The sequence below is a fragment of the Millisia brevis NBRC 105863 genome (assembly GCF_001552615.1).
Taxonomy (GTDB): domain Bacteria; phylum Actinomycetota; class Actinomycetes; order Mycobacteriales; family Mycobacteriaceae; genus Millisia; species Millisia brevis.
In genome coordinates this window covers 130583-153399 of the sequence record NZ_BCRN01000014.1, presented here as the reverse complement: position 1 = coordinate 153399, position 22817 = coordinate 130583, and the positions used below count along the sequence as shown (strand labels likewise).

23 protein-coding genes are annotated in these 22817 nt (G+C 70.0%); 10 read left to right on the top strand and 13 right to left on the bottom strand.

The annotated features are described in order from the left end of the window. Positions 1-9: 9 nt before the first annotated feature. Positions 10-1218, bottom strand: coding sequence for a molybdopterin-synthase adenylyltransferase MoeB (gene moeB, locus MB1_RS18715; RefSeq protein ID WP_084352192.1), 1209 nt, complete (start codon positions 1216-1218; stop codon positions 10-12). 120 nt (positions 1219-1338) lie between these two features. Then, positions 1339-2316: a DUF3152 domain-containing protein gene (locus MB1_RS18710; RefSeq protein WP_066910971.1), complete on the bottom strand. Its 978-nt coding sequence runs from the start codon at positions 2314-2316 to the stop codon at positions 1339-1341. A 368-nt stretch (positions 2317-2684) separates the two neighbouring features. Between MB1_RS18710 and fasR the strand changes: the two genes are divergently transcribed. Further along, on the top strand, positions 2685-3347 hold the full coding sequence (gene fasR / locus MB1_RS18705) for an HTH-type transcriptional activator FasR (protein WP_066910842.1): 663 nt from the start codon (positions 2685-2687) through the stop codon (positions 3345-3347). A gap of 82 nt (positions 3348-3429) precedes the next feature. Here the strand turns inward: fasR and MB1_RS18700 are convergent, their stop codons facing one another. Both MB1_RS18700 and MB1_RS18695 read right to left on the bottom strand, forming a co-directional pair. After that, a complete protein-coding gene (locus MB1_RS18700; RefSeq protein ID WP_066910840.1) occupies positions 3430-3657 on the bottom strand; it encodes a DUF3107 domain-containing protein in 228 nt (75 codons plus the stop codon). A gap of 73 nt (positions 3658-3730) precedes the next feature. Further along, the gene (locus tag MB1_RS18695) at positions 3731-4468 is read right to left on the bottom strand and encodes a ferritin-like fold-containing protein (protein WP_084352153.1); all 738 of its coding nucleotides are present in this window, start codon (positions 4466-4468) and stop codon (positions 3731-3733) included. A 395-nt stretch (positions 4469-4863) separates the two neighbouring features. Between MB1_RS18695 and MB1_RS18690 the strand changes: the two genes are divergently transcribed. Then, positions 4864-6519, top strand: a complete 1656-nt coding sequence (locus MB1_RS18690; protein WP_066910837.1) for a DEAD/DEAH box helicase — start codon at positions 4864-4866, stop codon at positions 6517-6519. Positions 6520-6524: 5 nt separating this feature from the next. Beyond that, positions 6525-7745 (top strand): Rv3212 family protein, encoded by a 1221-nt coding sequence (locus MB1_RS18685; protein WP_066910834.1) that lies wholly within the window; start codon positions 6525-6527, stop codon positions 7743-7745. Positions 7746-7784: 39 nt separating this feature from the next. Here the strand turns inward: MB1_RS18685 and MB1_RS18680 are convergent, their stop codons facing one another. Further along, entirely contained in the window at positions 7785-8570 is a 786-nt protein-coding gene (locus MB1_RS18680) for a ParA family protein (protein ID WP_066910832.1), read from the bottom strand. A gap of 51 nt (positions 8571-8621) precedes the next feature. Beyond that, on the bottom strand, positions 8622-9047 hold the full coding sequence (locus MB1_RS18675; protein WP_157084154.1) for a hypothetical protein: 426 nt from the start codon (positions 9045-9047) through the stop codon (positions 8622-8624). 41 nt (positions 9048-9088) lie between these two features. Between MB1_RS18675 and MB1_RS26630 the strand changes: the two genes are divergently transcribed. Next, positions 9089-10225: a diacylglycerol/lipid kinase family protein gene (locus MB1_RS26630; protein ID WP_066910964.1), complete on the top strand. Its 1137-nt coding sequence runs from the start codon at positions 9089-9091 to the stop codon at positions 10223-10225. A 279-nt stretch (positions 10226-10504) separates the two neighbouring features. Continuing rightward, complete coding sequence (locus tag MB1_RS18665; protein ID WP_066910961.1) at positions 10505-10759, top strand: WhiB family transcriptional regulator; 255 nt, start codon at positions 10505-10507, stop codon at positions 10757-10759. Positions 10760-10955: 196 nt separating this feature from the next. Here the strand turns inward: MB1_RS18665 and MB1_RS18660 are convergent, their stop codons facing one another. Further along, positions 10956-12458 (bottom strand): sensor histidine kinase, encoded by a 1503-nt coding sequence (locus MB1_RS18660; RefSeq protein ID WP_066910826.1) that lies wholly within the window; start codon positions 12456-12458, stop codon positions 10956-10958. 215 nt (positions 12459-12673) lie between these two features. Here MB1_RS18660 and MB1_RS27040 point away from each other — a divergent pair, with 215 nt between their 5' ends. Continuing rightward, a complete protein-coding gene (locus tag MB1_RS27040; RefSeq protein WP_379200796.1) occupies positions 12674-12748 on the top strand; it encodes a 50S ribosomal protein bL37 in 75 nt (24 codons plus the stop codon). Between the two features lie 106 nt (positions 12749-12854). Here MB1_RS27040 and rsrA read toward each other — a convergent pair whose 3' ends face one another. Next, complete coding sequence (gene rsrA / locus MB1_RS18655) at positions 12855-13154, bottom strand: mycothiol system anti-sigma-R factor (RefSeq protein WP_066910823.1); 300 nt, start codon at positions 13152-13154, stop codon at positions 12855-12857. Then, the gene (locus tag MB1_RS18650) at positions 13151-13888 is read right to left on the bottom strand and encodes a sigma-70 family RNA polymerase sigma factor (RefSeq protein WP_439646958.1); all 738 of its coding nucleotides are present in this window, start codon (positions 13886-13888) and stop codon (positions 13151-13153) included. The genes rsrA and MB1_RS18650 overlap by 4 nt, the downstream gene beginning before the upstream one ends. Positions 13889-14220: 332 nt before the next feature. On the opposite strand from MB1_RS18650, the gene ybaK reads away from it, so the two are divergent. Genes ybaK through rsgA form a run of 3 tightly spaced genes read left to right on the top strand, consistent with a single transcriptional unit; the run spans position 14221 to position 17133 of the window. After that, positions 14221-14778 (top strand): Cys-tRNA(Pro) deacylase, encoded by a 558-nt coding sequence (gene ybaK / locus MB1_RS18645; RefSeq protein ID WP_066910820.1) that lies wholly within the window; start codon positions 14221-14223, stop codon positions 14776-14778. A 2-nt stretch (positions 14779-14780) separates the two neighbouring features. Then, positions 14781-16100 (top strand): 3-phosphoshikimate 1-carboxyvinyltransferase, encoded by a 1320-nt coding sequence (gene aroA, locus MB1_RS18640; protein WP_066910955.1) that lies wholly within the window; start codon positions 14781-14783, stop codon positions 16098-16100. Between the two features lie 22 nt (positions 16101-16122). Next, entirely contained in the window at positions 16123-17133 is a 1011-nt protein-coding gene (rsgA, locus tag MB1_RS18635; RefSeq protein WP_066910817.1) for a ribosome small subunit-dependent GTPase A, read from the top strand. 61 nt (positions 17134-17194) lie between these two features. On the opposite strand, the gene MB1_RS18630 is transcribed toward rsgA, so the two are convergent. The 4 genes from MB1_RS18630 to MB1_RS18615 form a co-directional block, all read right to left on the bottom strand. Further along, positions 17195-18514, bottom strand: a complete 1320-nt coding sequence (locus MB1_RS18630; protein ID WP_084352149.1) for a fatty acid desaturase family protein — start codon at positions 18512-18514, stop codon at positions 17195-17197. Between the two features lie 181 nt (positions 18515-18695). Then, positions 18696-19832, bottom strand: coding sequence for a ferredoxin reductase (locus MB1_RS18625; RefSeq protein ID WP_066910952.1), 1137 nt, complete (start codon positions 19830-19832; stop codon positions 18696-18698). Positions 19833-19878: 46 nt separating this feature from the next. After that, positions 19879-20490: a DUF6912 family protein gene (locus MB1_RS18620; protein WP_066910814.1), complete on the bottom strand. Its 612-nt coding sequence runs from the start codon at positions 20488-20490 to the stop codon at positions 19879-19881. A 106-nt stretch (positions 20491-20596) separates the two neighbouring features. Next, on the bottom strand, positions 20597-22027 hold the full coding sequence (locus tag MB1_RS18615) for a WS/DGAT/MGAT family O-acyltransferase (protein ID WP_066910811.1): 1431 nt from the start codon (positions 22025-22027) through the stop codon (positions 20597-20599). Between the two features lie 158 nt (positions 22028-22185). On the opposite strand from MB1_RS18615, the gene MB1_RS18610 reads away from it, so the two are divergent. Further along, entirely contained in the window at positions 22186-22794 is a 609-nt protein-coding gene (locus MB1_RS18610) for an Rv3235 family protein (protein WP_157084153.1), read from the top strand. Positions 22795-22817 lie beyond the last annotated feature (23 nt).

The window sequence follows — 22817 nt, the reverse complement described above, 5'->3', positions numbered from 1 at the left end:
CGGTAACGCCTAGTAGGTCGCGGCGGCGGGTTGGACGTGCGCGGACCAGGCCACAATTCCGCCGGCGAGGTGTACCGCGTCGGTGAATCCGGCGGCGCGGACCGCGTCGAGGGCGTACGCCGAGCGGATCCCGGTCTTGCAGTAGAGCACCAGCGGGACATCGTGCGGGACCTCGTCGAGGCCCGGACCGGCCAGGATCCGGCCGACCGGGATACCGATCGCGTCCGGGATGCTGATGATCTCCCATTCGACGGGCTCGCGGACATCGATCAGCACCGGCGGATGGTCGGACCGGCGGCGGCGCTCCAACTCGGCGGCGTCGATGGTGAGCGCCGCTCCCCCGTCGGCCGCCGCCGTGGTCGCGTCCCCGTTCTCGGCCCCGGCGGCGGCCGGTGCGAGCCCACAGAAGACCTCGTAGTCGATCAGTCCGGTCACCGGAGCGCGGTGCGGATCGGCGGGCAGGGTCAGCGTGCGGATGCTCATCGCGGAGGCGTCGTAGACCAGGACGCGGCCGAGCAGGCTCTCGCCGATGCCGGTGATCAGCTTGAGCGCCTCGGTGACCATCAGCGATCCGATCGTCCCGCACAGCGCGCCGAGCACCCCACCCTCGGCGCAGGACGGCACCGTGCCGGCCGGCGGGGCCTGCGGGTAGAGGTCGCGGTAGCTGCGGGCCCGCCCGTTCGGCGCGGACGCCCAGAAGACCGAGACCTGTCCGGAGAACCGGTAGAGCGATCCCCAGACGTACGGCTTGCCCGCCAATTCGGCGGCGTCGTTGACCAGGTAGCGGGTCGCGAAGTTGTCGGTGCCGTCCAGGATCAGGTCGTACCGGGAGAACAGGTCGACCGCGTTGTCGGCGGCGAGGCGCTCCCGGTGGGTTTCCACCGCGACCGACGAGTTGATCCGGGCCACCGCGTCGCGGGCGCTGTCGACCTTGGGGCGGCCGACGTCCGCCTCGCCGTGGGCGATCTGACGTTGCAGGTTGGTGGTGTCCACCTCGTCGAGATCGATCACCCCGATCGTGCCGACTCCAGCGGCCGCCAGGTACAGCAGCGCCGGCGAGCCGAGTCCCCCGGCGCCGATCACCAGGACCCGGGCGTTGCGCAGACGCCGCTGCCCCTCGGAACCGATCCCCGGCAGCAGCAGGTGGCGGCTGTACCGCGTCGTCTCCTCCGGCGCCAGCGGCGGGCCCGGTTCCACCAACGGTGGCAGCGTTTCCATCGTCATCCTTCGTGCCGTCCGATTCCCGGCACCGCACGCACCGGGTCGTCCGCCCATCGTCCCACCGCCCGGGGCACGGGCGGCCGGGCCGGGTGCGGCCGAACGTCTGCGGGGCGTGGATCAGGTACGCGGATAGGGCCAGGGGTTGTAGCGACAGACCAGGCCGTTCATCGGCACCACCCCGGCGGGATCGAGCGCGGCGATGTCGTCGTTGGCCGTGCCGAAGGTTTGCTGCATCATGATCGGGGCCAAACCGTCGTTGCTCTCGCAGGGCTGGTGCGCGGCGTAGCCGATCGCGTGGCCGACCTCGTGGTTGATCACATACTGCCGATACGAGCCGACGTCGCCCTGGAAGGCGATCGCGCCGCGGACCCAGCGCGGTTCGTTGAGGATCACTCGGCCGATCGACGGGTTGTAGCAGGACACCTCGAGCGGGATGTCGTATCCGCAGGCCGGCCGCACCGACATCTGCGAGGTCAACGAGACGCGGAAGTCGGGGTCGCCGGAGTCGATGCGTCGAAAGGCGAACCGTTCGTCCCCGATCCAACTCTTCGGATTGGCGAGGGTGGCGTCGACCATCTCGGCGAACGAACCGTCACCGCCGAAGGACGTGGTGTCGACACCGTCCTCGATCTCGACGGTATAGGTGAAGACCCGATCGCGACCGACGCCGACCTGGCCGGTCGTCCCGGGCACGATATGCCAGTCGCCGAGCCCCTGAGCGGTGAACGGGCCGCCGGCGGGCAGCTCACCGGAGGGGATCGAGCCGGCGAAGCTCCCATCCGCGGCGGGTGGCACCCCGATGACGTCGGTGCTCTGCTCGGTATCGGTCAGCTCGCCGAACCCCGGCACGACCAGCGCGTCCCCGGATGCCTCGGTCGCGGTCTCGCCGCCGGTGACCGTCCACGCGTCGTAGGCGACCAGGATCGTGACGACGACCAGCACGGGAAGCAGATAGGCGCGCCACCCGTAGGTCGCGAAGAATCGGCCGAAACGGCTCTGCTTGCGCGCGGTGCGGGCGGGCCGCGCGCGCCGCGCGGCGCGCGACATGACCGGGGCGGCTTCGTCGCCACCGGTGGGATCCCAATGCGCGCGCAGGGGCTGATGCGAGCGATCGTTTCTGCCGAGCTCCCGATCGCTGTCGTCGACGTCCCGTCGCGAATCGGCACCGACGTCCCGTCGAGCATCGACACCGACGTCCCGTCGAGCATCGACACCGACGTCCCGTCGAGCATCGACGCCGTCGTTCGGTCGCCGATCGGTACCGGCGTTCCATCGATCGGAACCGTCGGAGGCAGACCCGGCTACTGTTCGTGTGCTATCCGGCACCGAGACAGGTTCTCACACCACTTCCCAACCCGAGCCGCCGCCGCGCGAGTATCGTCGGACGGAACGATTCGGCGTGAGCTCCCCGGCTCGCGGCACCACCGAGAGACCGGGACGAAGCGGATGGGAACCAACTACCGATGACCGAGCTGGCCAACTCGGGGGGCCGCACCGACGCGGCCGGCCGACGCACCACGCGCACCCGGGGAGCGGCCCGGTTGCCGCGCAGCGTACGCCGCGCCCAGTTGCTGGATGCCGCGGGCGAAGTCTTCGTCTCGCGCGGCTATCACTCCGCCGGAATGGACGAGATCGCCGAATGCGCCGGGGTGAGCAAGCCGGTGCTCTATCAGCACTTCCCCGGCAAGCTGGACCTCTACATCGCGGTTCTCGACAGTTACGTCGACTCGCTGGTCTCCGGCGTTCGCCAGGCCCTGCGCTCCACCACCGACAACCGGCAGCGCGTCCGCGCCGCGGTGCTCGCCTACTTCGACTTCGTCGACAGCGACAGCCAGGGTTTCCGGCTGGTCTTCGAGTCCGATCTGCGCGGTGATCCGCGGGTCCAGCGGCGCGTCGACGCGGCGACCGAAGCCTGTGTGGACGCGGTCTTCGACCTGGTCAGCCACGACTCCGGCCTCGACCCGCATCGGGCGCGCATGCTGGCGGTCGGGCTGGTCGGCGCGAGCCAGTTCACCGCTCGCTATTGGCTCGAGGCCGATCGTCCGATCCCGAAGGAGATCGCGGTGGACACCGCCGTGAGCCTCGCCTGGGGTGGACTGTCGCACGTTCCGCTGCAGGCGGGCTGACGCCCTCATACACAACCCGTACGACGACGGCCGACCGGATGATCCGGTCGGCCGTCGTCGTATCGCGGTGGTTCCGGTGCGTTCAGGAGGTGGCGAATCCCACCTTGCGCGAGTCGCTCGGGCCGATCTCGACGTAGCTGATCTTCTCGGCGGGGACGAGGAACTTGCGGCCCTTCTCGTCCACCAGGCTCAGCACCGGATTGCTGCCGTCGAACACGCCCGCGACGAGCGCCTCGACCTCTTCCGCCGTCTGGCTGCTGACCAGGGCCAACTCCCGAGGGCTCTGCGACACACCGATCTTGACGTCCACGCGGTTCCTCCGTTTTCGTAGCTCCCACTCGAGCGTTGCTCCACCACGCTAGTGCACGGGGCGCCGCCGCGAATCAGGACAGCCCGAGGGCCGCCATCCGCTCCCCGTGCCGTTGCTGCATCCGGTCGAACAGCGCGATCACTCCGGTCAGGTCCCCCGAGGTGTACATGACCAGTTCGGTCAATTCGTCGCGCTGCGCCAATACGTATTGGGCGCGGGTGATCGCCTCGCCGAGCAGACGCCGTCCCCACAGCATCAGCCGGTCCTTGTCGACGGTGCTCGCGGCGACCGCCGTGCGGACCTCGTGCACGACGAAGTCGGTATGCGCGGTCTGCGAGAGCACCCCGGTGGCGGTGGCGCGCGCCTCCTCGGGCAGCCCGCCGGCGACCTCCCGGTAGAAGTCCGCGGCGATCCCGTCGCCGACATAGGCCTTGACGAGCACCTCGAGCCAGGTCGAGGGGGTGGTCGAGGCGTGGTACTCGTCGAGGGCCGAGGCGAACGGCGCCATCACCTCCACGACGTCGAGCCCGCGTCCGCGCAGGGCGGCCTCGAGCTCCTCGAAGTGGCCCATCTCGGCGGCGGCCAGCGAGGCGAGCGCGATGCGATCGCGCAGCGTCGGGGCCAAGCGGGCGTCCTCGGACAGGCGGTAGAAGGCGGAGATCTCACCGCAGGCGAGGACGGCGAACAGATCGGCGATGCCGGGGTGGTTCTCCGGTATGCCGGCACGGCCGCGCAGGGTTGTCGGCGGGCCGGCTGCCGGCTGGTCGTCATCGACGTCGGATGTGGCCAATCCCGGTGTCTCCGCGGTCATGTCCGCAAGCCTACGTGCGCGCCGGGAACTCCCGCCGACCGCGCGCGAACCGGTCCGCCGCGCCGACAAGGCGCTCCGGGTCCGACCTGCGTGGAAGGCCCGGATAGAATTGCACTCGAGTATCGGCCCGTCCGGGTCCCGACAGCACGCCCGTCGGCCGTGATCGGTCGAAACTCGACGACATATCGATGTGTCCACATCACAGTTCGCCGTCGCCGAGTGAGTCGATACGCGTCGCCCATCATGCGTCGACGCAGGTACCGACTCCGGCGCCGCGGTCCGCCCGACCCGGGCGCAGCGAATCGTGATCGTGACCGACGAGGCATCCCCCGTCGACGCACCGGGCCCCGCCCGCCGTGCGCACCGGGATGGTGCGCTAGGAAAGGGCCGAAGCACTGAGCAAGATCACGATCGACCACGAGGGCGACTCGCCCGTCTCGGAGACGGTATCCGCAGTCCTCGACGAGTCGCATACCCCGCCGACGTTCGCCGAGTTGGGGGTGCGGCCCGAGATCGTCCGCGCCCTCGGCGAGCAGGGCATCGAGCGAACCTTCGCCATCCAGGAATTGACCCTGCCGTTGGCGCTGGCCGGCGACGACTTGATCGGTCAAGCCCGCACCGGCATGGGCAAGACCTACGGCTTCGGCGTCCCGCTGCTCAACCGCCTGGTCACCGCCGATGCGGCCGACGGTGCGGCAGCCGGATCGATCACCCCCCTCGACGGCACGCCGCGTGCGCTGGTGATCGTCCCCACCCGCGAGCTGTGCATCCAGGTGAGCAAGGACCTCTCCGACGCCGCTCGATATCTGCCCGGCAGCACCGGCACCGTCTCGGTGCTCTCGGTCTACGGCGGCCGCCCCTACGAGGGGCAGATCGCCGCCCTCGAGGCGGGCGTCGACGTGGTCGTCGGTACCCCGGGCCGACTGCTGGACCTCGCCCGACAGGGCCACCTGATCCTGGGCAAGGTCGCGATCCTCGTGCTGGACGAGGCCGACGAGATGCTCGACCTGGGCTTCCTGCCCGATATCGAGCGGATCCTCGAGGCGGTTCCGGCCAAGCGTCAGACGATGCTCTTCTCGGCGACGATGCCCGGCCCGATCATCACCCTGGCCCGCGCCTTCCTGAACCGCCCGACGCATATCCGCGCCGAGGAGGCGCATTCGTCGGCGGTCCACGAACGCACCACGCAGGTCATCTACCGGGCCCACGCGCTCGACAAGGCCGAGATGGTCGCCCGCATTCTGCAGGCGCGCGGTCGCGGCGCGACGATGATCTTCACCCGCACCAAGCGCACCGCTCAGAAGGTCGCCGACGACCTCGCCGAGCGCGGCTTCTCGGTCGGCGCCGTGCACGGTGACCTCGGCCAGATCGCACGGGAGAAGGCGCTCGCCGCCTTCCGTTCCGGTCGCTCCGATGTGCTGGTCGCCACCGACGTCGCCGCCCGCGGTATCGACATCGACGACGTCACCCACGTCATCAACTACCAGTGCCCGGAGGACGAGAAGACCTACGTCCACCGGATCGGTCGCACCGGCCGCGCCGGGCGCACCGGCACCGCGATCACCCTGGTCGACTGGGACGACGTTCCGCGGTGGCAGCTGATCGACAAGGCTCTCGCCCTCGGGACCCCCGAGCCGGTGGAGACCTATTCGAGCTCCGAGCATCTGTACACCGATCTCGACATCCCGCGCGACGCCGGCGGCTCGATCCGCAAGGCACCCGCGGTGCCCGCCGAGGCCACCGCCGCCCCGGAAACGAACGGTCGCGGCCCCCGCTCGGCCGGGGACGACAAGCCCCGCACCCCCCGCAAGCGGCGTCGCACCCGCGCCGGCCAGACCGATGCGAGCGCCGAGACCGCGGTCGACTCGACGGAACCGGCTCCCGCGGCCGATACCGCGACCGAGACGAGCGCCGGTGACGCGTCGACGGTCGTCGAGACCTCGGCCGACGACGACTCCCCCGTGCGTAAGCGTCGGCGCCGTCGGCGTCGTGGTCCGCGCTCGACCGAGACCGCCGGCAGCGAGCCGACAGCCGGCGTGGCGGTGGACTGACCTTCGTGCTGTCACCGGAACGCCGCACCCGCGGTGATCTGATCGTCGCGGCCCTGATCGCCGTGGGCGTGCTGGTTCTGGTCGGCGCCGTGTGGTTCACCGGTGACGCGCGAGGATCGACGTCGGTCCTCGCCGATACCCCGCTGGTCGCACCGCCGAGCGCCGCCGCCGCACCCGATGCGGTGGCCACCCGGTGGGAGGTTCCCGCGGATGCGGACTTCCCGCCGGTGGTCGCGGACGGTGCGATCGTCGTCGCCGACGACGCCCACACGATCACCGGTCGCGATCCGGAGACCGGGCAGGTCGCCTGGACGTACCGGCGCGATCGCGAGCTCTGCGCGGTGGCGGGCCAGTGGACCTCGGTGGTCGCCTTCTACCGCGACGACCGCGGCTGCGGCCAGGTCGTCCGGCTCGACGGTCAGACCGGGCGGGTCACCGCGACCCGCTCCTCGGAGATGGACGGGCAGATCACCGTCACCGGGGACGGCACCCATCTGGTCGTGATGGGACCGACCCGCGTCGAGGTGCTGCGATCCGATCTGGTGCGCACCCTGGAATACGGGCGCGTACCCACCCCGGCGGAGTCCGGTCGCCAACCCCGCGATGGCTGCACCTTCCTGTCCGGACGGTCACTGGACAAGCGGCTCGCGCTGCTCGAGCGCTGCCCCGGCGAGGAGTTCCTGCGCCTGACGGTGACCGAGCCGTCCCCCGACGACTCCACCGAGCCGAAGGACATCGTCTCGGCCGAGCGCACCGAGCTGCCGATCGACTCGACCGATGCCCGGGTGATCGCCCTCGACGGCAGTCGCACCGCGGTCGCGGTCGCCGCCTCCGGGGACCAGCCCTCGCGGCTGTACGTCTACGACGACGGCGCGGTACCGGCGAGCGGAATGCAGCCGCTGCCGCGCATCACCTCGGTCGAGGACGACGTCGTCGACGCGGGCACCGTGCGCTCCTGGTGGTCCGGCGATGCGACCGCCGCCCTGCCGGACGGCGGCACGACGGTGTCGTGGATGCGCGAGGACACCCTCGGGCCCGGCGTCGCGATGGCGGGCTCGCTCCTGGTCCCGGTGCCCGGCGGGATCACCGTCACCGATCCGAGCACCGGTACCGACAGTCGGGTCATCCCGGTCGATCGGGCCGGCTGGACCGGACCGGTCGCCTCCGCCGTCGTCGGCCGCATGGTGATCGAACAGCGCGGCGACGTCGTCGTCGGCCTCGGATAGCCGACACCCCGCATCACCCCGACCCACGGGCGCCGGGGGTCAGGGCCGGAAGGTCCGCAACTCCTTGCCGTCCCAATAGTCGAGCAGGTTCGCGGCCAGATCGCGGTAGGCCAGCGCCCCCTTGTGCCGGCGCCCGGCCAGGACGGTCGCACCCGAGGCGGACGCCTCCGCGAAGCGCACGGTCCGCGGGATCGGCGGGGCGACCACCGGCAGGCCGTAGCGATCGGAGATATCGGCGACCACATCCCGGCTGTGGGTGGTGCGCGCATCGTAGAGCGTGGGCAGCGCACCGATCAGAGCCAGCTCCGGATTGGTGACCTGCTGGACCTCCCGAACCGTCCGCAACAGCTGGCCGACGCCCCGGTGGGCGAGCGTTTCACATTGCAGGGGAACAAGAACCGAGTCGGCGGCGGTCAAACCGTTGAGCGTGAGCACGCCGAGCGAGGGCGGGCAGTCGAGCAGGACGACGTCGAAGCGATCCGACACCGGTTCGAGCGCGCGTCGCAGAGCGAACTCCCGTCCGGGCCGCATCAACAACAGCGCCTCCGCGCCCGCGAGGTCGATTGTCGCCGGCAGCAGGGACATTCCTTCCTCGGTATCGAGGAGCGCCTCCGCCACAGGGGTATTCGACACCAGGACCTCGTTGACCGAGACCTCGAGGCGGTCGGGATTGTGCCCGAGCGAGAAGGTCAGGGAGCCCTGCGGGTCCAGATCGACCACCAGCACCCGGCGCCCGGCGGCCACCAACGCCGCCCCCAAGGACGCGACAGTCGTCGTCTTGGCGACGCCACCCTTTTGATTCGCTACCGCCAGCACCCTGGTCACGACACCGATCCTTGCCTATTCGGACGCGAGGGGGAACAGATCGGGCGAACGTTACCGCGCACGCTTGCGGTCGGCGGGCGGCTCGGCCGGCGTCTCGTCGTCGAGCCCGCGCCACCATCGCACCGAGGCCGGGGTGAACAGCAACAGCAGCACCGCGACGACGACCACCCCGAGCAGCGCCCCGATGGTCCCCTGTCCGGTGGTCGTCAACGACCACACCACCGGAACCAGCAACAGTTGGATCACCAACCCGAAACTGCGCGCCCACCGCCGCCCGCGCACCAGGCAGACCCCCGCGGTGGTCAGCGCGACGCCGGCGATCGCGAACCAGGATCCGATCACCAGTCCGCCGTCGACGCCACCGGCCTGCAGGCCGCGAAACGCCAGGACCGTGGCGGAGATCAGCAGCCCCACCCCCTGCAACGCGAGCAGAGCACCGGCGACACGCAGAGCGGGGGGAGGCGGGGCGGTAACCACCGGCCCAACATAGCGAAAAGATGCCCGGCTACGCTCGGCGCGTGCGGGCTGTGTTGATCGTGAATCCCAACGCGACGTCGACCACCCCGGCGACGCGCGAACTGGTCGCGCATGCGCTGCGCAGCCGTCTGAACCTGACCGTCGCGCCGACGACGCATCGCGGGCACGCCGCGGAGTTGGCTCGCGAGGCGCGGCTGACCGGGATCGACGCGGTGATCGTGCTCGGCGGCGACGGCACGGTCAACGAGGTGGTCAACGGGCTGCTCGGCGTTCCGGCGCCGACCGCCCACCAGTCGGTGACCGTCGGCCCGATCCCGCCGCTGGCGATCGTCCCCGGCGGGTCTGCGAACGTCTTCGCGCGCTCGCTGGGCATCGCGGCCGATCCCGTCGAGGCGACCAACCAGGTGATCGACCTGATCACCGAGCGTTCGGTGCGCTGGGTGGGCCTCGGGCACGCCGATCGGCGCTGGTTCACCTTCAACGCCGGGGTCGGCCTCGACGCGGAGGTCTGCGCCCGCATCGACGCCGTCCGCCGCAAGGGCAAGTCCGCGACGCCGGCCCGCTATGTGCGGGCCGCGGTCCGATCCTTCTTCGCCGCCCGCCAACGACCGCCGTCACTGACGCTGCACGTCACCCTGACCGGCGCCCGGGCCCTCGCTGCCGAGGAGGACGCGCAGGCGCGCAAGGTCCGCTATCCCGACCCCGGTCGTACGATCGCCCGCCGCGACAGCCGGACCGGCGCGGTCGCGAGCATCGAACCGCGCGAACCGGCCGCCGGCGGTCGCTCGTCGGGCCGCGAACAGATCGTCGAAGTTCCGGTACACGGGGTGCATTACATGTTCGTATCGAATACGAACATTTGGACATTTCTGGACGGTCGCGCCGCGCACACCAACCCGGGAACGACATTCGACACCGGTCTGGGCCTCTTCGCCATGCGCACCACGGAGATCTTTAGGTCGCTCCTGCTGGTTCGTCAACTGTTGAAACCGAACGGAAATCCCAGCGGTGCCGATCTGACGCGATTCGACGATGTCGCGGCCGTTCGAGTGGAGTCCGATCGACCCATCGGGCTCCAGCTCGACGGCGACTACCTGGGCTTACGCTCCTCGATGGTCTTCTCGTCCGCTCCGCGGGCCCTGGAGGTCTTCGCGCCCCGGAATCCCCATTTTCTGTAGCCGACCGGCCAATAATCGTGTATAGAAGAACGATAGCCATCGGGGAATGACACGGCGTCGGGGGCTTGGCCCGTGCTGCGGCTCGAGGAACAACGTCGGTCAGGTCAGCCTTACACCGTGAGGTTGACCACGTCACCGGAATGTTTCCTTGACTTTACGCACGGTCGTGAAAGCATTCACAGGCTGTGGTTTGGAACCTATTACTTCCAAACCTGTGAACCGTGGACCGAATGAACATCGAAGGCGCTCCACCAGCGCCAAGTGAGGAGTGAGCTAGGAATGGACTGGCGCCATAAAGCCATCTGTCGCGACGAGGATCCGGAACTGTTCTTCCCGGTGGGGAACAGCGGACCTGCGCTTGCGCAGATCGCGGACGCCAAGCTCGTGTGCAATCGCTGCCCCGTCGTCACCGAGTGCCTCACCTGGGCGCTCGAGTCGGGTCAGGATGCCGGAGTCTGGGGCGGAATGGGTGAAGACGAGCGGCGTGCCCTCAAGCGACGCAACGCTCGCACACGAGCCAAGTCGAGCGTCTAGCCGTCCCCCAATCGACGATTCGGGCCCGGCACACTCGAGTGCCGGGTCCCCTTCGTTGAGGGGGTTGCTACCACGATCGAACGGCCCGTGGCCCGCGGACCGACAATCACCTTCGAGACAACTGAACAGCTCACCACCACAGGGACGGGAACCGGGCATCGGGATCGATCCACCGGACGTCCGCCGGGCGAGGCACTCAGCTCCGCACGGCACGCCGACCGAGCGGAACGTGAACGATCGCATCGGTTCCCCTATCCCGACCGGGAACAATCTCCAACGAACCACCCAGTTCCACGTCGACCAGGGTTCGCACGATCTGCAGGCCCAGTCGATCCGACGCAGCCAGATCGAACCCGTCGGGTAGGCCTCGACCGGAATCGGAGACCACCACCTCCAGCAGGCGCGACGACCGACGAGCGTCCACCGTGATCGTTCCGGTTGTCGCACCGTCGAATCCGTGTTCGATGGCGTTCTGGACCAGTTCGGCGATCACCATCGCCAACGGGGTGGCACGCTCGGCCGGAAAGACCCCGATCGCCCCGGCGCGATGGACGTCGATGCGGCCGGACAATGCGGCGAGATCGGTGACCATCGGCAACAGCTTGTCCATCACCTCGTCCAGATCGACCTCCTCGTCGACCGACATCGACAACAGGTCGTGGACGAGCGCGATGCTGGTAACCCTTCGGACCGACTCGGACAGGGCGTGACGCGCCTCGACATTGTCGGTACGGCGAGCCTGCAGGCGGAGCAGCGCGGCTACCGTCTGCAGATTGTTCTTCACCCGGTGGTGGATCTCGCGGATGGTCGCGTCCTTGCTCAGCAGGGCTCGATCGCGCCGCTTCACCTCGGTGACATCGCGGACCAGCACCGCGGCGCCCATCGGGGTTCCCTTGTGCTGCAAAGCGATTGTGCGCATCACGATCGTCGCGCCGCGCGCGTCGACCTCGATCCGCCGGCCCCGCTCGCCCGCGGCGACCGCGCCGAGATGGTCGGCGACCTCCCGGGCGTCGAACGTATCGCTCACCAATTTCCCGGTGAGCGACGACAGCTCCATGCCCAAAAGGTCCGTATTCAATCCCATGCGGTGATAGGCGGATTGGGCATTCGGGCTGGCATAGGTGACCGTGCCGTCCACACCCAATCGGATGAATCCGTCACCGGCCCGAGGGCTCGAATTGACCCCCGCGACCTCCTCGGCCGTCGGGTAGATCGACTCGCTGATCATCCGACACAACACATTCGCGCATTCGCGGTAGGCCGCCTCGAGCCGGCTGGCCCCGCGGTGCGGCTCCCGCTCGCGGTCGCGGGTCAGCACGGCGATCACGTGACCCTGCCACCAGAGCGGAATGGCCTCGCTGATCAAACCGGTCGAATCCGACTCCCCACTCTCGTGGACGATCACTCGACGTTCGACCAGAGCCCGCACCACGTGGCCGTGTCCGGGCTGTCCGGCGACCGCACCGACCCGGTCGACCGGCAGGACCGTCGGGGCGGTGGTCGGACGGCACTGCGCCACACAGAGCACCGGCGCACCGGTGCCGTCGATGCCGAGCTCGTCGGTACCCACCCACAGCAGCAGATCGGCGAACGACAGATCTGCGGCCAACTGCCAATCCCCGACGATGCGTTGGAGATGGTCGACCGCGGCGCCGGGCAGATCGGTATGGCCGGCGAGCAATTCACTGAGCGTCGTCACGACTGTCCTTCCAACCCGGAGGTGGTCGTCGCGTCCTGCGCTCGTCGCCACCCGCCCTCGCCTCGTCCCTTTCGGATGGCTCTCGGTTACGGATAGTACGGGGGCGCACCGACGATCCCCGCCGCGCCGCGGCCGCAACTGCCACCCGCACGGACGGCACACCGGTCGGTAATGCCACACTGATCGCCGAGATTGTCGTCAGGAAGGAGACTCCCGTGGGAAAGCGTGGACGCAAGAAGCGCGGCCGTAAGAAGAGCGCAGCCAATCACGGCAAGCGCCCCAACAGCTGAGCCGATCCCGGAGGGTGGTCACCACCCTCCGGGCTCAACACCGAGTCTCCCCCCGCGTTCGACACCGGATCGATCGCCGGCGCCGGTTGTGGACGATCGCGAACGGTCAGTGACCGCCGCGTATCTCCCACTGGCGGATCTCCACCACCAGGCGGCTGCGCAGGGTCTCCGGCGCACGCTCGCCCCCACATTTGCGAGCGAGAACTTCCTTCAGGCGCGATTCGATCCCGTAGACGCTCAGGCAGTGCCCGCACTCGTCGAGATGCCGCTGCAGACGCGCCAAATTCCGCTCGTCGCATTCGCCGTCGAGCGCCAACCAGATATCCGACAGCATCGCCGAGCAGTCGAGGCTCTCGAACTGCTCCGCGGCGACGCGGTCCTGCGACGCCCCATCCCGGGATGTCATGGCGTTACCTCCGATGTCACTGCATCGGCCCGGTCCCGGTCGGTGCTGGTCCTGGTGAAACCGCGCTCGCGGGCGACGTCCGCGAGCAATCCGCGCAGCTGGCGGCGGCCGCGATGGAGACGGGACATCACCGTGCCGATCGGCGTGCCCATGATCTCGGCGATCTCCCGATACGGGAAACCCTCGACGTCCGCGTAGTAGACCGCCATCCGGAAGTCCTCCGGCAGCTCCTGCAGGGCGGACTTGATCGCGTCGTCCGGCAATGCGTCGAGCGCCTCGACCTCCGCCGAACGCAGACCGGACGAGGTGTGCTCGGCGGTCGCGGCCAACTGGCGATCGGTGATCTCGTCGGTCGGGTACTGCGCCGGCTGACGCTGCCGCTTCCGGTACGAGTTGATGTAGGTATTGGTCAGGATGCGGTAGAGCCACGCCCGCACATTGGTGCCCTGCCGGAAGGACCCGAAGGCCGAGAACGCCTTGGCGTAGGTCTCCTGGACCAGGTCCTCGGCGTCCGCCGGGTTGCGCGTCATGCGCAGGGCCGCGCCGTAGAGCTGATCGAGCAGCGGCAGAGCCTCGGTCTCGAATCGTCGGGCCAACTCGTTCGGATCGTTCGACGACTCGTTCGGCTCGTTGGGCGACTCGGAAGCCTCCGAAGCGCGCGCGACATCGGCGCCGACACCGTCGGTATCGGCCGCGTCGTCGTCGCTCGCGTCATCCCGGGTAGCTTCGTCCACACCGATCCCTTCGATCGTCCCGCCAGTCGAGGCTACCGGTAGCGGGTGCGATCCGATCGGCGCAGGGGCATTCGAGGGCGACGGGGATGCGAGGAATGCCCGCTCCCAGTCGTCGTCGACCCATCGCGCGGCGCCGCTGCGCGCCGCTGTCGCTGCCACCATGTGCACCCTCCACACGTGTTCGGCCGGGTACGCCGCGCGCTTCGCGGGGCCGTGATCGCCGAACGTCACCCGGTGCAACACCGCGCCGCCGCGGATGTTTCCCGGCGGCCGACCCGCTCGGGCGGCCGCGCGTGGGGGAATCGGCCCCCAGCGGGGCATACTGTGAGGTCATGGCGGCGCGGACCACCCCGGCGACTACGGCATTGACCCGCCGAAAAGTCACATTTCGGATACACAGCTATACCCACGACCCCGCGGTGGTGCGCTTCGGGGCCGAAGCGGTCACCGCGGTCGCCGAGCCGCTCGGCTACTCCCCCGCACGCGTCTTCAAGACCTTGGTGGTCGACACCGCACCCAACGGCGCGCCCGCCCAGCCGGCGATCGCGGTCGTACCGGTGACCACGACGCTCTCGCTCAAGGCGGTCGCCGCGGCGCTCGGCGCCCGCCGGGCCACGATGGCCGACCGCACCGTCGCCGAGCGCACGACCGGGTACGTCCTGGGCGGGATCTCCCCCGTCGGGTCGCGCCGGCGGCTGCCGACGGTGATCGATGCCAGCGCCCTGACCCACCCCACCGTCCTGGTCAGTGGAGGTCGCCGGGGTCTGGAGATCGAGGTCGCCCCCGGCGATCTGGTCGCGGCGGCCGAGGCGACGGTGGCCGATATCGCCGCGCCGCCCTCGGACGGCGGCCGAAATGGGCTGGACCCGGATGGGAGTATGGAGGCGTGAGCATGTGGAATGCACCGATCGCGCTCGGGCCGGTCCGCGGGATCGTGGAGATCCCCGGATCGAAGTCGATCACCAACCGCGCCCTGGTCCTCGCCGCGCTCGCCGACGGCGAATCGGTCCTGACCGGCGTGCTGCGCAGCCGCGATACCGACCTGATGATGCAGGCCCTGCGGGACCTCGGCGTCATGGTCAAGGTCCTCGGCGACCGCGCGACCGGCACCACGGTGCGCGTCGTTCCCGATCAGATGTACGGCGCCGCGGTCAACTGCGGCCTCGCCGGCACGGTGATGCGGTTCCTGCCGCCGGTGGCGACCCTGGCGACCGGGGCGAGCCGATTCGACGGCGATCCGGTCGCCCGCACCCGCCCGCAGGGCGAGATCATCGGGGCCCTGCGCGAACTCGGCGCCGATATCGAAGGTGACCAACTGCCCCTGGTCGTGCGCGGTCGCGGCAGCCTGCGCGGTGGCGCCGCGACGATCGACGCCTCGCGCTCCTCCCAATTCGTCTCCGGGCTGCTGCTGTCCGCACCGCGCTTCGACCTCGGCGTCGAACTGCGCCACCGCGCGCAGCGTCCGGGCGCCGGTCTGCCGTCGCTGCCGCATATCGAGATGACGATCGCGATGCTGCGCGAGAGCGGCGTCGAGGTGCTCACCCCGGCCGATACCTCGGTACCGGATGCCTGGACGGTGCTGCCCGGCCCGATTCGGGCGATCGACCGCACGATCGAACCCGACCTGTCCAATGCGACACCGTTCCTCGCGGCGGCCGCGGTGACCGGCGGCGAGGTGCTGATCCCGCGCTGGCCCGAGGAGACCTCGCAGCCGGGTGACGTCTTCGGCGACATCCTGGCGCGGATGGGCGCCGAGGTGGGACTGACCGACCGCGGTCTGCTGGTGCGCGGGCCGAAGCGGTTGCGCGGCATCCGGATCGATCTGCACGACGTCGGCGAACTGACGCCCTCGGTCGCGGCGCTCGCGGCGCTGGCGGAGGGCCCCTCCCGGCTGACCGGTATCGCCCACCTGCGCGGCCACGAGACCGACCGGCTGCACGCCCTGGCGACCGAGATCAACCTGCTCGGTGGCGATGTCACCGAGCTCGAGGATGGCCTCGAGATCCGCCCGCGCCCGCTGACCGGCGGGGTCTGGCACGCCTACGCCGACCATCGGATGGCGACCGCCGGCGCGATCATCGGTACCGCGGTACCGGGCGTCCTGGTCGACGACATCGACTCGACCGGCAAGACCCTCCCCGGCTTCGCCGACCTGTGGGTGCCGTTGATCCGCGCCGACGAGGTGCCGGCCGGCACCCCGGGGTCGCACTGAGCCGCGCGCGTACCCGCCCATCATGAGTCATCGTTTCGACGAATCCGATGTGCGGGTCCGACCGGGTAAGGGCTCGCGTCCGCGCACCAAGCGCCGACCGGCGCACGCCGATGCCACCGAGGCGATGGTGATCAGCGTCGATCGCGGTCGCTGGGGATGCGCTCCGGGCGGGCGGCCCGATCATGTGGTGGTCGCGATGCGCGCCCGCGAACTCGGCCGCACCCCGATCGTGGTCGGCGACCGGGTCGCCCTGGTCGGGGACCTGTCCGGTGACCGGGACACCCTCGCGCGGATCGTGCGGGTCGAGGAGCGGACATCGGTGCTGCGGCGCACGGCGGACGACACCGACCCCACGGAGCGGGTGGTGGTCGCCAACGCCGATCTGCTGCTGATCGTGGTCGCGCTGGCCGATCCCCCACCGCGCGCCGGGCTGGTCGATCGCGCCCTGGTCGCGGCCGTTGCCGGTGGTGTCGTACCGATGTTGGGGCTGACCAAGGACGACCTCGGCGATCCGGAGGCCTTCGCCGCCCAGTTCGCCGACCTCGAGGTGCCGATCTTCCTGGTGGGCAGGGAACGCCCCCTGGACGATCTGTACGAACGCATCGACGGCAAGACCACCGTCCTGCTGGGGCATTCCGGTGTCGGCAAGTCGACGCTGGTCAACCGGCTGGTCCCGGACGCCGACCGGGCGACCGGCGACGTCTCCGGCGTCGGCAAGGGGCGGCATACCTCCACCCAGTCGGTGGCGCTGCCGCTGCCCGCGAGCGGTCCGGATACCGACGGCGGTTGGGTGATCGACACCCCCGGGATCCGCTCGCTCGGTCTGGCGCACGTGACCGCCGACGATGTGCTGGCCGCCTTCGACGACCTGGCGCTGGCAGCCCGCGACTGCCCCCGCGGCTGCGGCCACCTGGGGCCGCCGGCGGACCCGGAATGCGCCCTCGACGATCTGACCGAGCCGGCGGCCCGGCGACGGGTGGCCGCGGCCCGTCGACTGCTGGTCGCGCTGAGTTCGGTCAACCCACACGGCTGACCCACCCACCGACACGGGCAGACCTTCCGAGCGGACCCGGTGGGCCGCGACGCGGTATCGATCAGTGGGTGGCGCGGGCCGCCGCGGGGTCGACGGACGACGGTGCCGTCGCGATCCCGGCGCCGGGCGCATCCACCCCGACATCCGGTCCGCGCCTCCGCCGGCGGCCGCCGCGACGGGAGGTGCGCAGTTCGCGCAGCGCCGACGCCAGACCACGCCGCCGGCCGCCGCCGACCCCGTCGGTCCGCTCCCCGGCGAAGCGCAGTTCGGAGGCGGTCTCCGGGGCATCGTCCGACGTCCGCCACAGCCACTCGTCCGGGAGGGCGAGCTTGTGGATGGTGCGGAAGGCCAGCACGTACTGCTTGGCGAGCGATCCGGTGGTGTACGGCAGGTCGTACTGCTCGCAGAGGGCACGCACGCGCACCGAGATCTCCGCCAGCCGGTTGCTGGGCAGATCCGGGAACAGATGATGCTCGATCTGGTAGCAGAGATTGCCGCTCAGGAACGCCATCACCGGGCCGGCCCTGAAGTTCGCGCTGCCGAGCATCTGCCGCAGATACCACTCCGCGCGGGTTTCGGTCGCGTACTGCTCGACGGTGAACTTCTCCGCGCCATCGGGGAAGTGTCCGCAGAAGATCACCGCGTAGGTCCACAGATTGCGCAGCACATTCGCGGTCAGGTTCGCGGTGAACGTCGCTCGGAAGTTGCGTCCGGCCAGCAGCGGGAACAGCAGGAAGTCCTTGCTGAGCTGCCGACCGGCCTTGCGCCAGAACTGCAGATTCGGCTCGGACAGCACGTCATTGCGCGGAACGCCGTCGCGCTCCTTTTGCGCCCCGAGATCGTGCAGCGCGATACCCCACTCGAAGCCGAGCGCCAGAATGACGTTCGCCACCGGTTGGGCGAGATTGATCGGGCGCCACGGCTCGTCCCGGGTCATCCGCAGGATGCCGAAGCCCACATCCTCGTCCATCCCGACGATATTCGTGTAGACGTGATGCGAGTAGTTGTGGGCCGTCCGCCACTGGGCCGAGGTCCCGGACATATCCCACTCCCAGCTGGTGGAGTGGATCTCCGGATCGTTCATCCAGTCCCACTGCCCGTGGCTGATGTTGTGCCCGAGCTCCATGTTCTCGATGATCTTGGCGAAGGTCAGCAGCGTGGTACCGGCGACGCGGGTCGGGCGCTTGTGCGCGAATTGCAGTGCGCACCGACCGGCCACCTCGAGCACGCGCTGCAGGCGGATCGTGTTGTGGATGTAGCGGTGATCGCGCAGCCCACGGGAGGCCTCGACATCTGCCCGGATCGCGTCGAGCGCGGCGCCGAGCTGCCGAACATCATCCTCGCTGAGATGTGCATACGCCTTGATATCGGTAATCGCCAACCGAACTGCTCTTCTCTCGAGGGCCGAACCACACGCCCCGACGGGGACGCCGGCGTGGTGTTCGTTCACGGTGAGCGCGGTAGCTGCCGCGTGCGTGATCCAGGGTAGACGAGCTGAGGCTACCGGTGAGTAACCACGCCTAACGGCCAACGCCGGGGCCGATCGATATGTCGGCGCCCGCTCACAGATCGAGCCGGCAATCCCCCGCCGGCGAACACACGCAGGTCTGGATCAACTCGCCCGCAGCATGTTGACGCCCGGATCGCAGGTCCGTGACGTGTCCGGCGGCCAACGGCACCACGCAGGTCTGGCAGATACCCATGCGGCAGCCGAAAGGCATCCGTACCCCGATCGCCTCCCCCGCCTCGAGCAGGGTGGTCGCCCCGTCGACGGTGGTCGACCGATCGCTGACCCCGAACTCGACCGTGCCACCCCGGCCGGAGACGTCGGCGCGTGAGAGCTCGAATCGCTCGGTGTGCAGGCGATCTCGCAAACCGTTGGCCGCCCAGAAGACCTCGATGGTGTCGAGCAGGGCCGCCGGACCACAGGCCCACGTCTCCCTGGTCCGCCAGTCGGGGAAGGTCGCGTCCAGATCGGCCGGGGTGAACTGCCCCGTCGACCGCGTCAGCTGGACGTGGAGGCGGTAGCGCCCCTCGTCCGGCCGTTCACCGTGGTAGCGGCGGGAGTAGTCGTCGAGTTCGTCCGCGAACATCACGTCCACGGGGCGCGGGGCGGAGTGCACGTGCGCGACATCGGGCATCTCCCGATGCCGATCGAGACTGCGCAACATCGCGATCACCGGGGTGATCCCGCTGCCGGCTGTGAGGAACAACACCCGGCGCGGCGGCGGCTCCGGCAACTGAAAGTTCCCGGCGGGGGCGGCCAGCCGTACGACGGTGCCCGCGGGCAGCCCGTCGACGAGGTGGCCGGACAGGAACCCATCGGGCATCGCCTTGACCGCGATCGAGATCAGCTTGTCGTTGCGGCGCGGCACCGAGGTCAGCGAATAGGACCGCCAATGCCACCGCCCCTCGACGCCCACACCGATCCCGACGTACTGACCGGGTCGATAGTCGAAGTCGAATCCCCACCCGGGCCGAACGACCAGGGTCGCCGAGTCCTCGGTCTCGCGACGCACCTCGACGATGCGACCGCGCAGTTCGCGGGCGGACCACAGCGGATTGGCCAGCTGCAGGTAGTCGTCCGGCAGCAGCGGCGTGGTCACGCGTGCGGCCGCACCGCGGATCGCGTCGAACAGTGGCGAACGGGTCGACGCCGCACGACCGACCGGTCCGGCGAGCCAGCGCATAACTCCCACCGTCACCACCCACCCTTCGGGACGCGGAACCCCATCGCGCGCACGCTCACATCAGGTCGAGGACGAATTGCAGTTCCTGCGGGGCATACCACGCCAACTGATGATCCTCCGCGTCGCCGAGAACGAACTCGGCATCCACGTCGCCCAGGTCGGCCGCGTCGATCACCTCCGCCGCCCGGCGCACCGCATCGCGGGCGTCCGCGAGGTCGAGATGGACCGAGGCGACCGCGGAGAAGGGCACGACGCCCGCGATCCTGACCACCGCGTCGTCGAGGTCGGGCCGGGCGGTGACCTCGTCGATATCCGCGGCGATCACCGCACGCCGCCAGCGCCCGCCCTCGGGGGTGTCGCCGGACGTTCGGGTGTCCCCGGTCACCGGAGCGCCGTCGGGGTCGACGACCAGGGGCGCACCGTCGGCCTCGGCGGCGGTGTCCGCCGCTGCCGGCTCGGGCCCGTCGGCCTCGGCGGCGAGCAACCGGATCGCCGCCCGCGCGGCCTCCGCCATCGCCACCTCGGCGAGTTCCTCGTCGTCACCCGAGACGTAGGCCTCCCGCAGCGCCGGCGTCACCGCGAAGGCGGTTCCGCCCAGCGGTCGAAACTCGGACCGATCGACCAGGTCGCGCAGTATGCGCACCGTGGCAGGCAGGTACACCCTCACCGTCGAGTCTCCGATCGCTCGGGGAACACGCCGCTCGTGTTCTCCGCGCCAAGTATGGGTGGCTCGACGGCGACGGCGCAGCCCACCCCGCCGCGGCGGCGCGGCGCTATCGCCGATCCCCGGTGATGCCGGCGACCTCGGCGAGTTCCTCGAGCGATTCGATCAACATGCCGGGCAGCACCTCGACGTCGGCCATCGCCTCCCGATCGGCGTTCAGGCCGTAGAAGACGTGCCCGTCGTAGGACGTCAGGCCGATCGCGAGCGCCTGGTTGCGCAACAGCGGGGGTACCGGATACATCTCGACCATCCGGGCCTGCCCGACGTAGAGCGGCGACTGGGGGCCGGGAGCGTTGGTGACCAGGACGTTGAACACCCGCTGGGTGAAACCGCTGGCCACCCGGGCGCCCATGGCGTGCAAGGTATTCGAGGCGAATCCGGACAGCGCCACCAGCGTCGCGGCGGTGACCGGGGATTGCCCGGTGGTCACGGCGGTCGAATGCGCGATATGGGACAACCGAAGCATCGGATTGGGTTCCCCCACCGGAAGATCCACCAGTATCGAGGACACCCCGCTGGTATCCCGGATCGCTCCGGGCGCCGTCTCCCCGGCGACGTAGACCGACATCGGCACCAGCGCGCGCACCGTGGTCGAGGCGGTGATCGGCTCACCGCGCGAGAGCAGCCACGAGCGCAGCGCCCCGGCGACCACCGCGAGGATCACGTCGTTGATCGTGCCGCCGCGCCGTGCCTTGATCAGCCGGTAGTCGTCCAGATTGGTCGCCGCCACCGCGTAGCGCCGGTGCCGGCTGACCACCGCGTTGAGCGGGCTGACCGGGGCGACCTGGGCGGCGGTGCGCACGACGGCCGCCAACCGGCCGACCACGCGACCGGCCTCGCCGATCCCGGAGGCCACGCCGGAGGCGACCCCGTCGACCGCCTCGCGGGCACGGGCGACCGCCTCGCCCGGTCGGGACACCATCTCGGCCACGGCCTCGAAAACCAGTTCCGCATCGCCGGGCTCGCGCGCCGGCACCCACACCTCGTCGGTGGGAACCGGCCGTGTGCGACGCGCGTCGAAGATGACATGCGTGATTTCCAGAGCTTTTTCGCCGTCGACCAGCGACGAGTGCGACTTCGCGAAGATCGCGAAGCGGTTGCGGGCGAGGCCCTCGACCAGATAGATCTCCCACAGCGGCCTGCTCTGATCGAGCGGCCGGGACATCAACCGGGCGATCAGATCGTGCAACTGTTCGTCGGATCCCGGTTTGGGCAGGGCCGAGCGCCGGATGTGGTACGTGATGTCGAAGTCGGTGTCGTCGATCCATACCGGTCGGGTCAATCCGAGGGCGACCTGCCGCACCTTCTGCCGATAGCGAGGCACGAGCGGGAGTCGACTCTCGACCAGATTGAGCAGGTCGTCATAACTGAATCCGGCACGGGGCGTACGGAAGACGGCCAGCGACCCGATATGCATCGGAGTGGCGCCACCCTCGAGGAAGAAGAAGGATGCGTCCTGGACCGTCAGCCTCGTGGTCATGCTCCGAGCATCCGCCTTTCCGCCGCCGCCGGTCGCTACCCATCGTGCACCGACAGCGAGATCCGCGCACGAACCTCTGCAGCCTACCCGGGTCGTGTCCGCGGATTCCGGGGATCGGGCCGGCGGATCGCATGCACCGCCCGCGCGGACGGTCGGCGATGAGCGTCGAGGCGGCGATTGACGGAATCGAGGACGCTCACCTGGTGATTCCCGCGCCCGCCTGCGAGCCGGACGACCCCGGCCGGATGCCCGCGGCGCGGCGGCACCGCCCCTACCCGGACGCCCTGTCGTGCCCACCGGTCGGTTCTCGGCCGGTCGCACCCGACAGCGCCGTCATCGCCTTCACCGAGTCGACGCTGCGCATGGTCCTCGAGGTCGTCGATCGCCGACGGCCCGTTGCCCAGTTGACCGGGTATCTCTCCGAGCCGGCGATCGCCGCGGTGCTGGCCCACAGCCGCCATCGGCCGGCGCAGGCCTGCGCCACGCCGGCCCGCGTCCACCGGGTGCGCGTGCAGTGGACGGCCGCCGGCGCGGCCGAGGTGTTCGGCAGTTACACCCGCGGTCGGCGGCTGCACGCCTTCGCCGGATGTGTCCAACCGATAGCCGAGCGCCATCGCCCCCGCCTCGTACCGCCCACCCCGCCGGCCGGTCGCACCCCAGCGGATCCATCGCCCGCCGCGGCGCCGTACTGCGCGGCGCTGCCCGCCCGCCGATTGCGGGTGCGGTCGCGACCGGAATGGGCGATCACCGCCCTGCGGCTCGGCTGAGGATCACCCCGGGGGCAGATCAC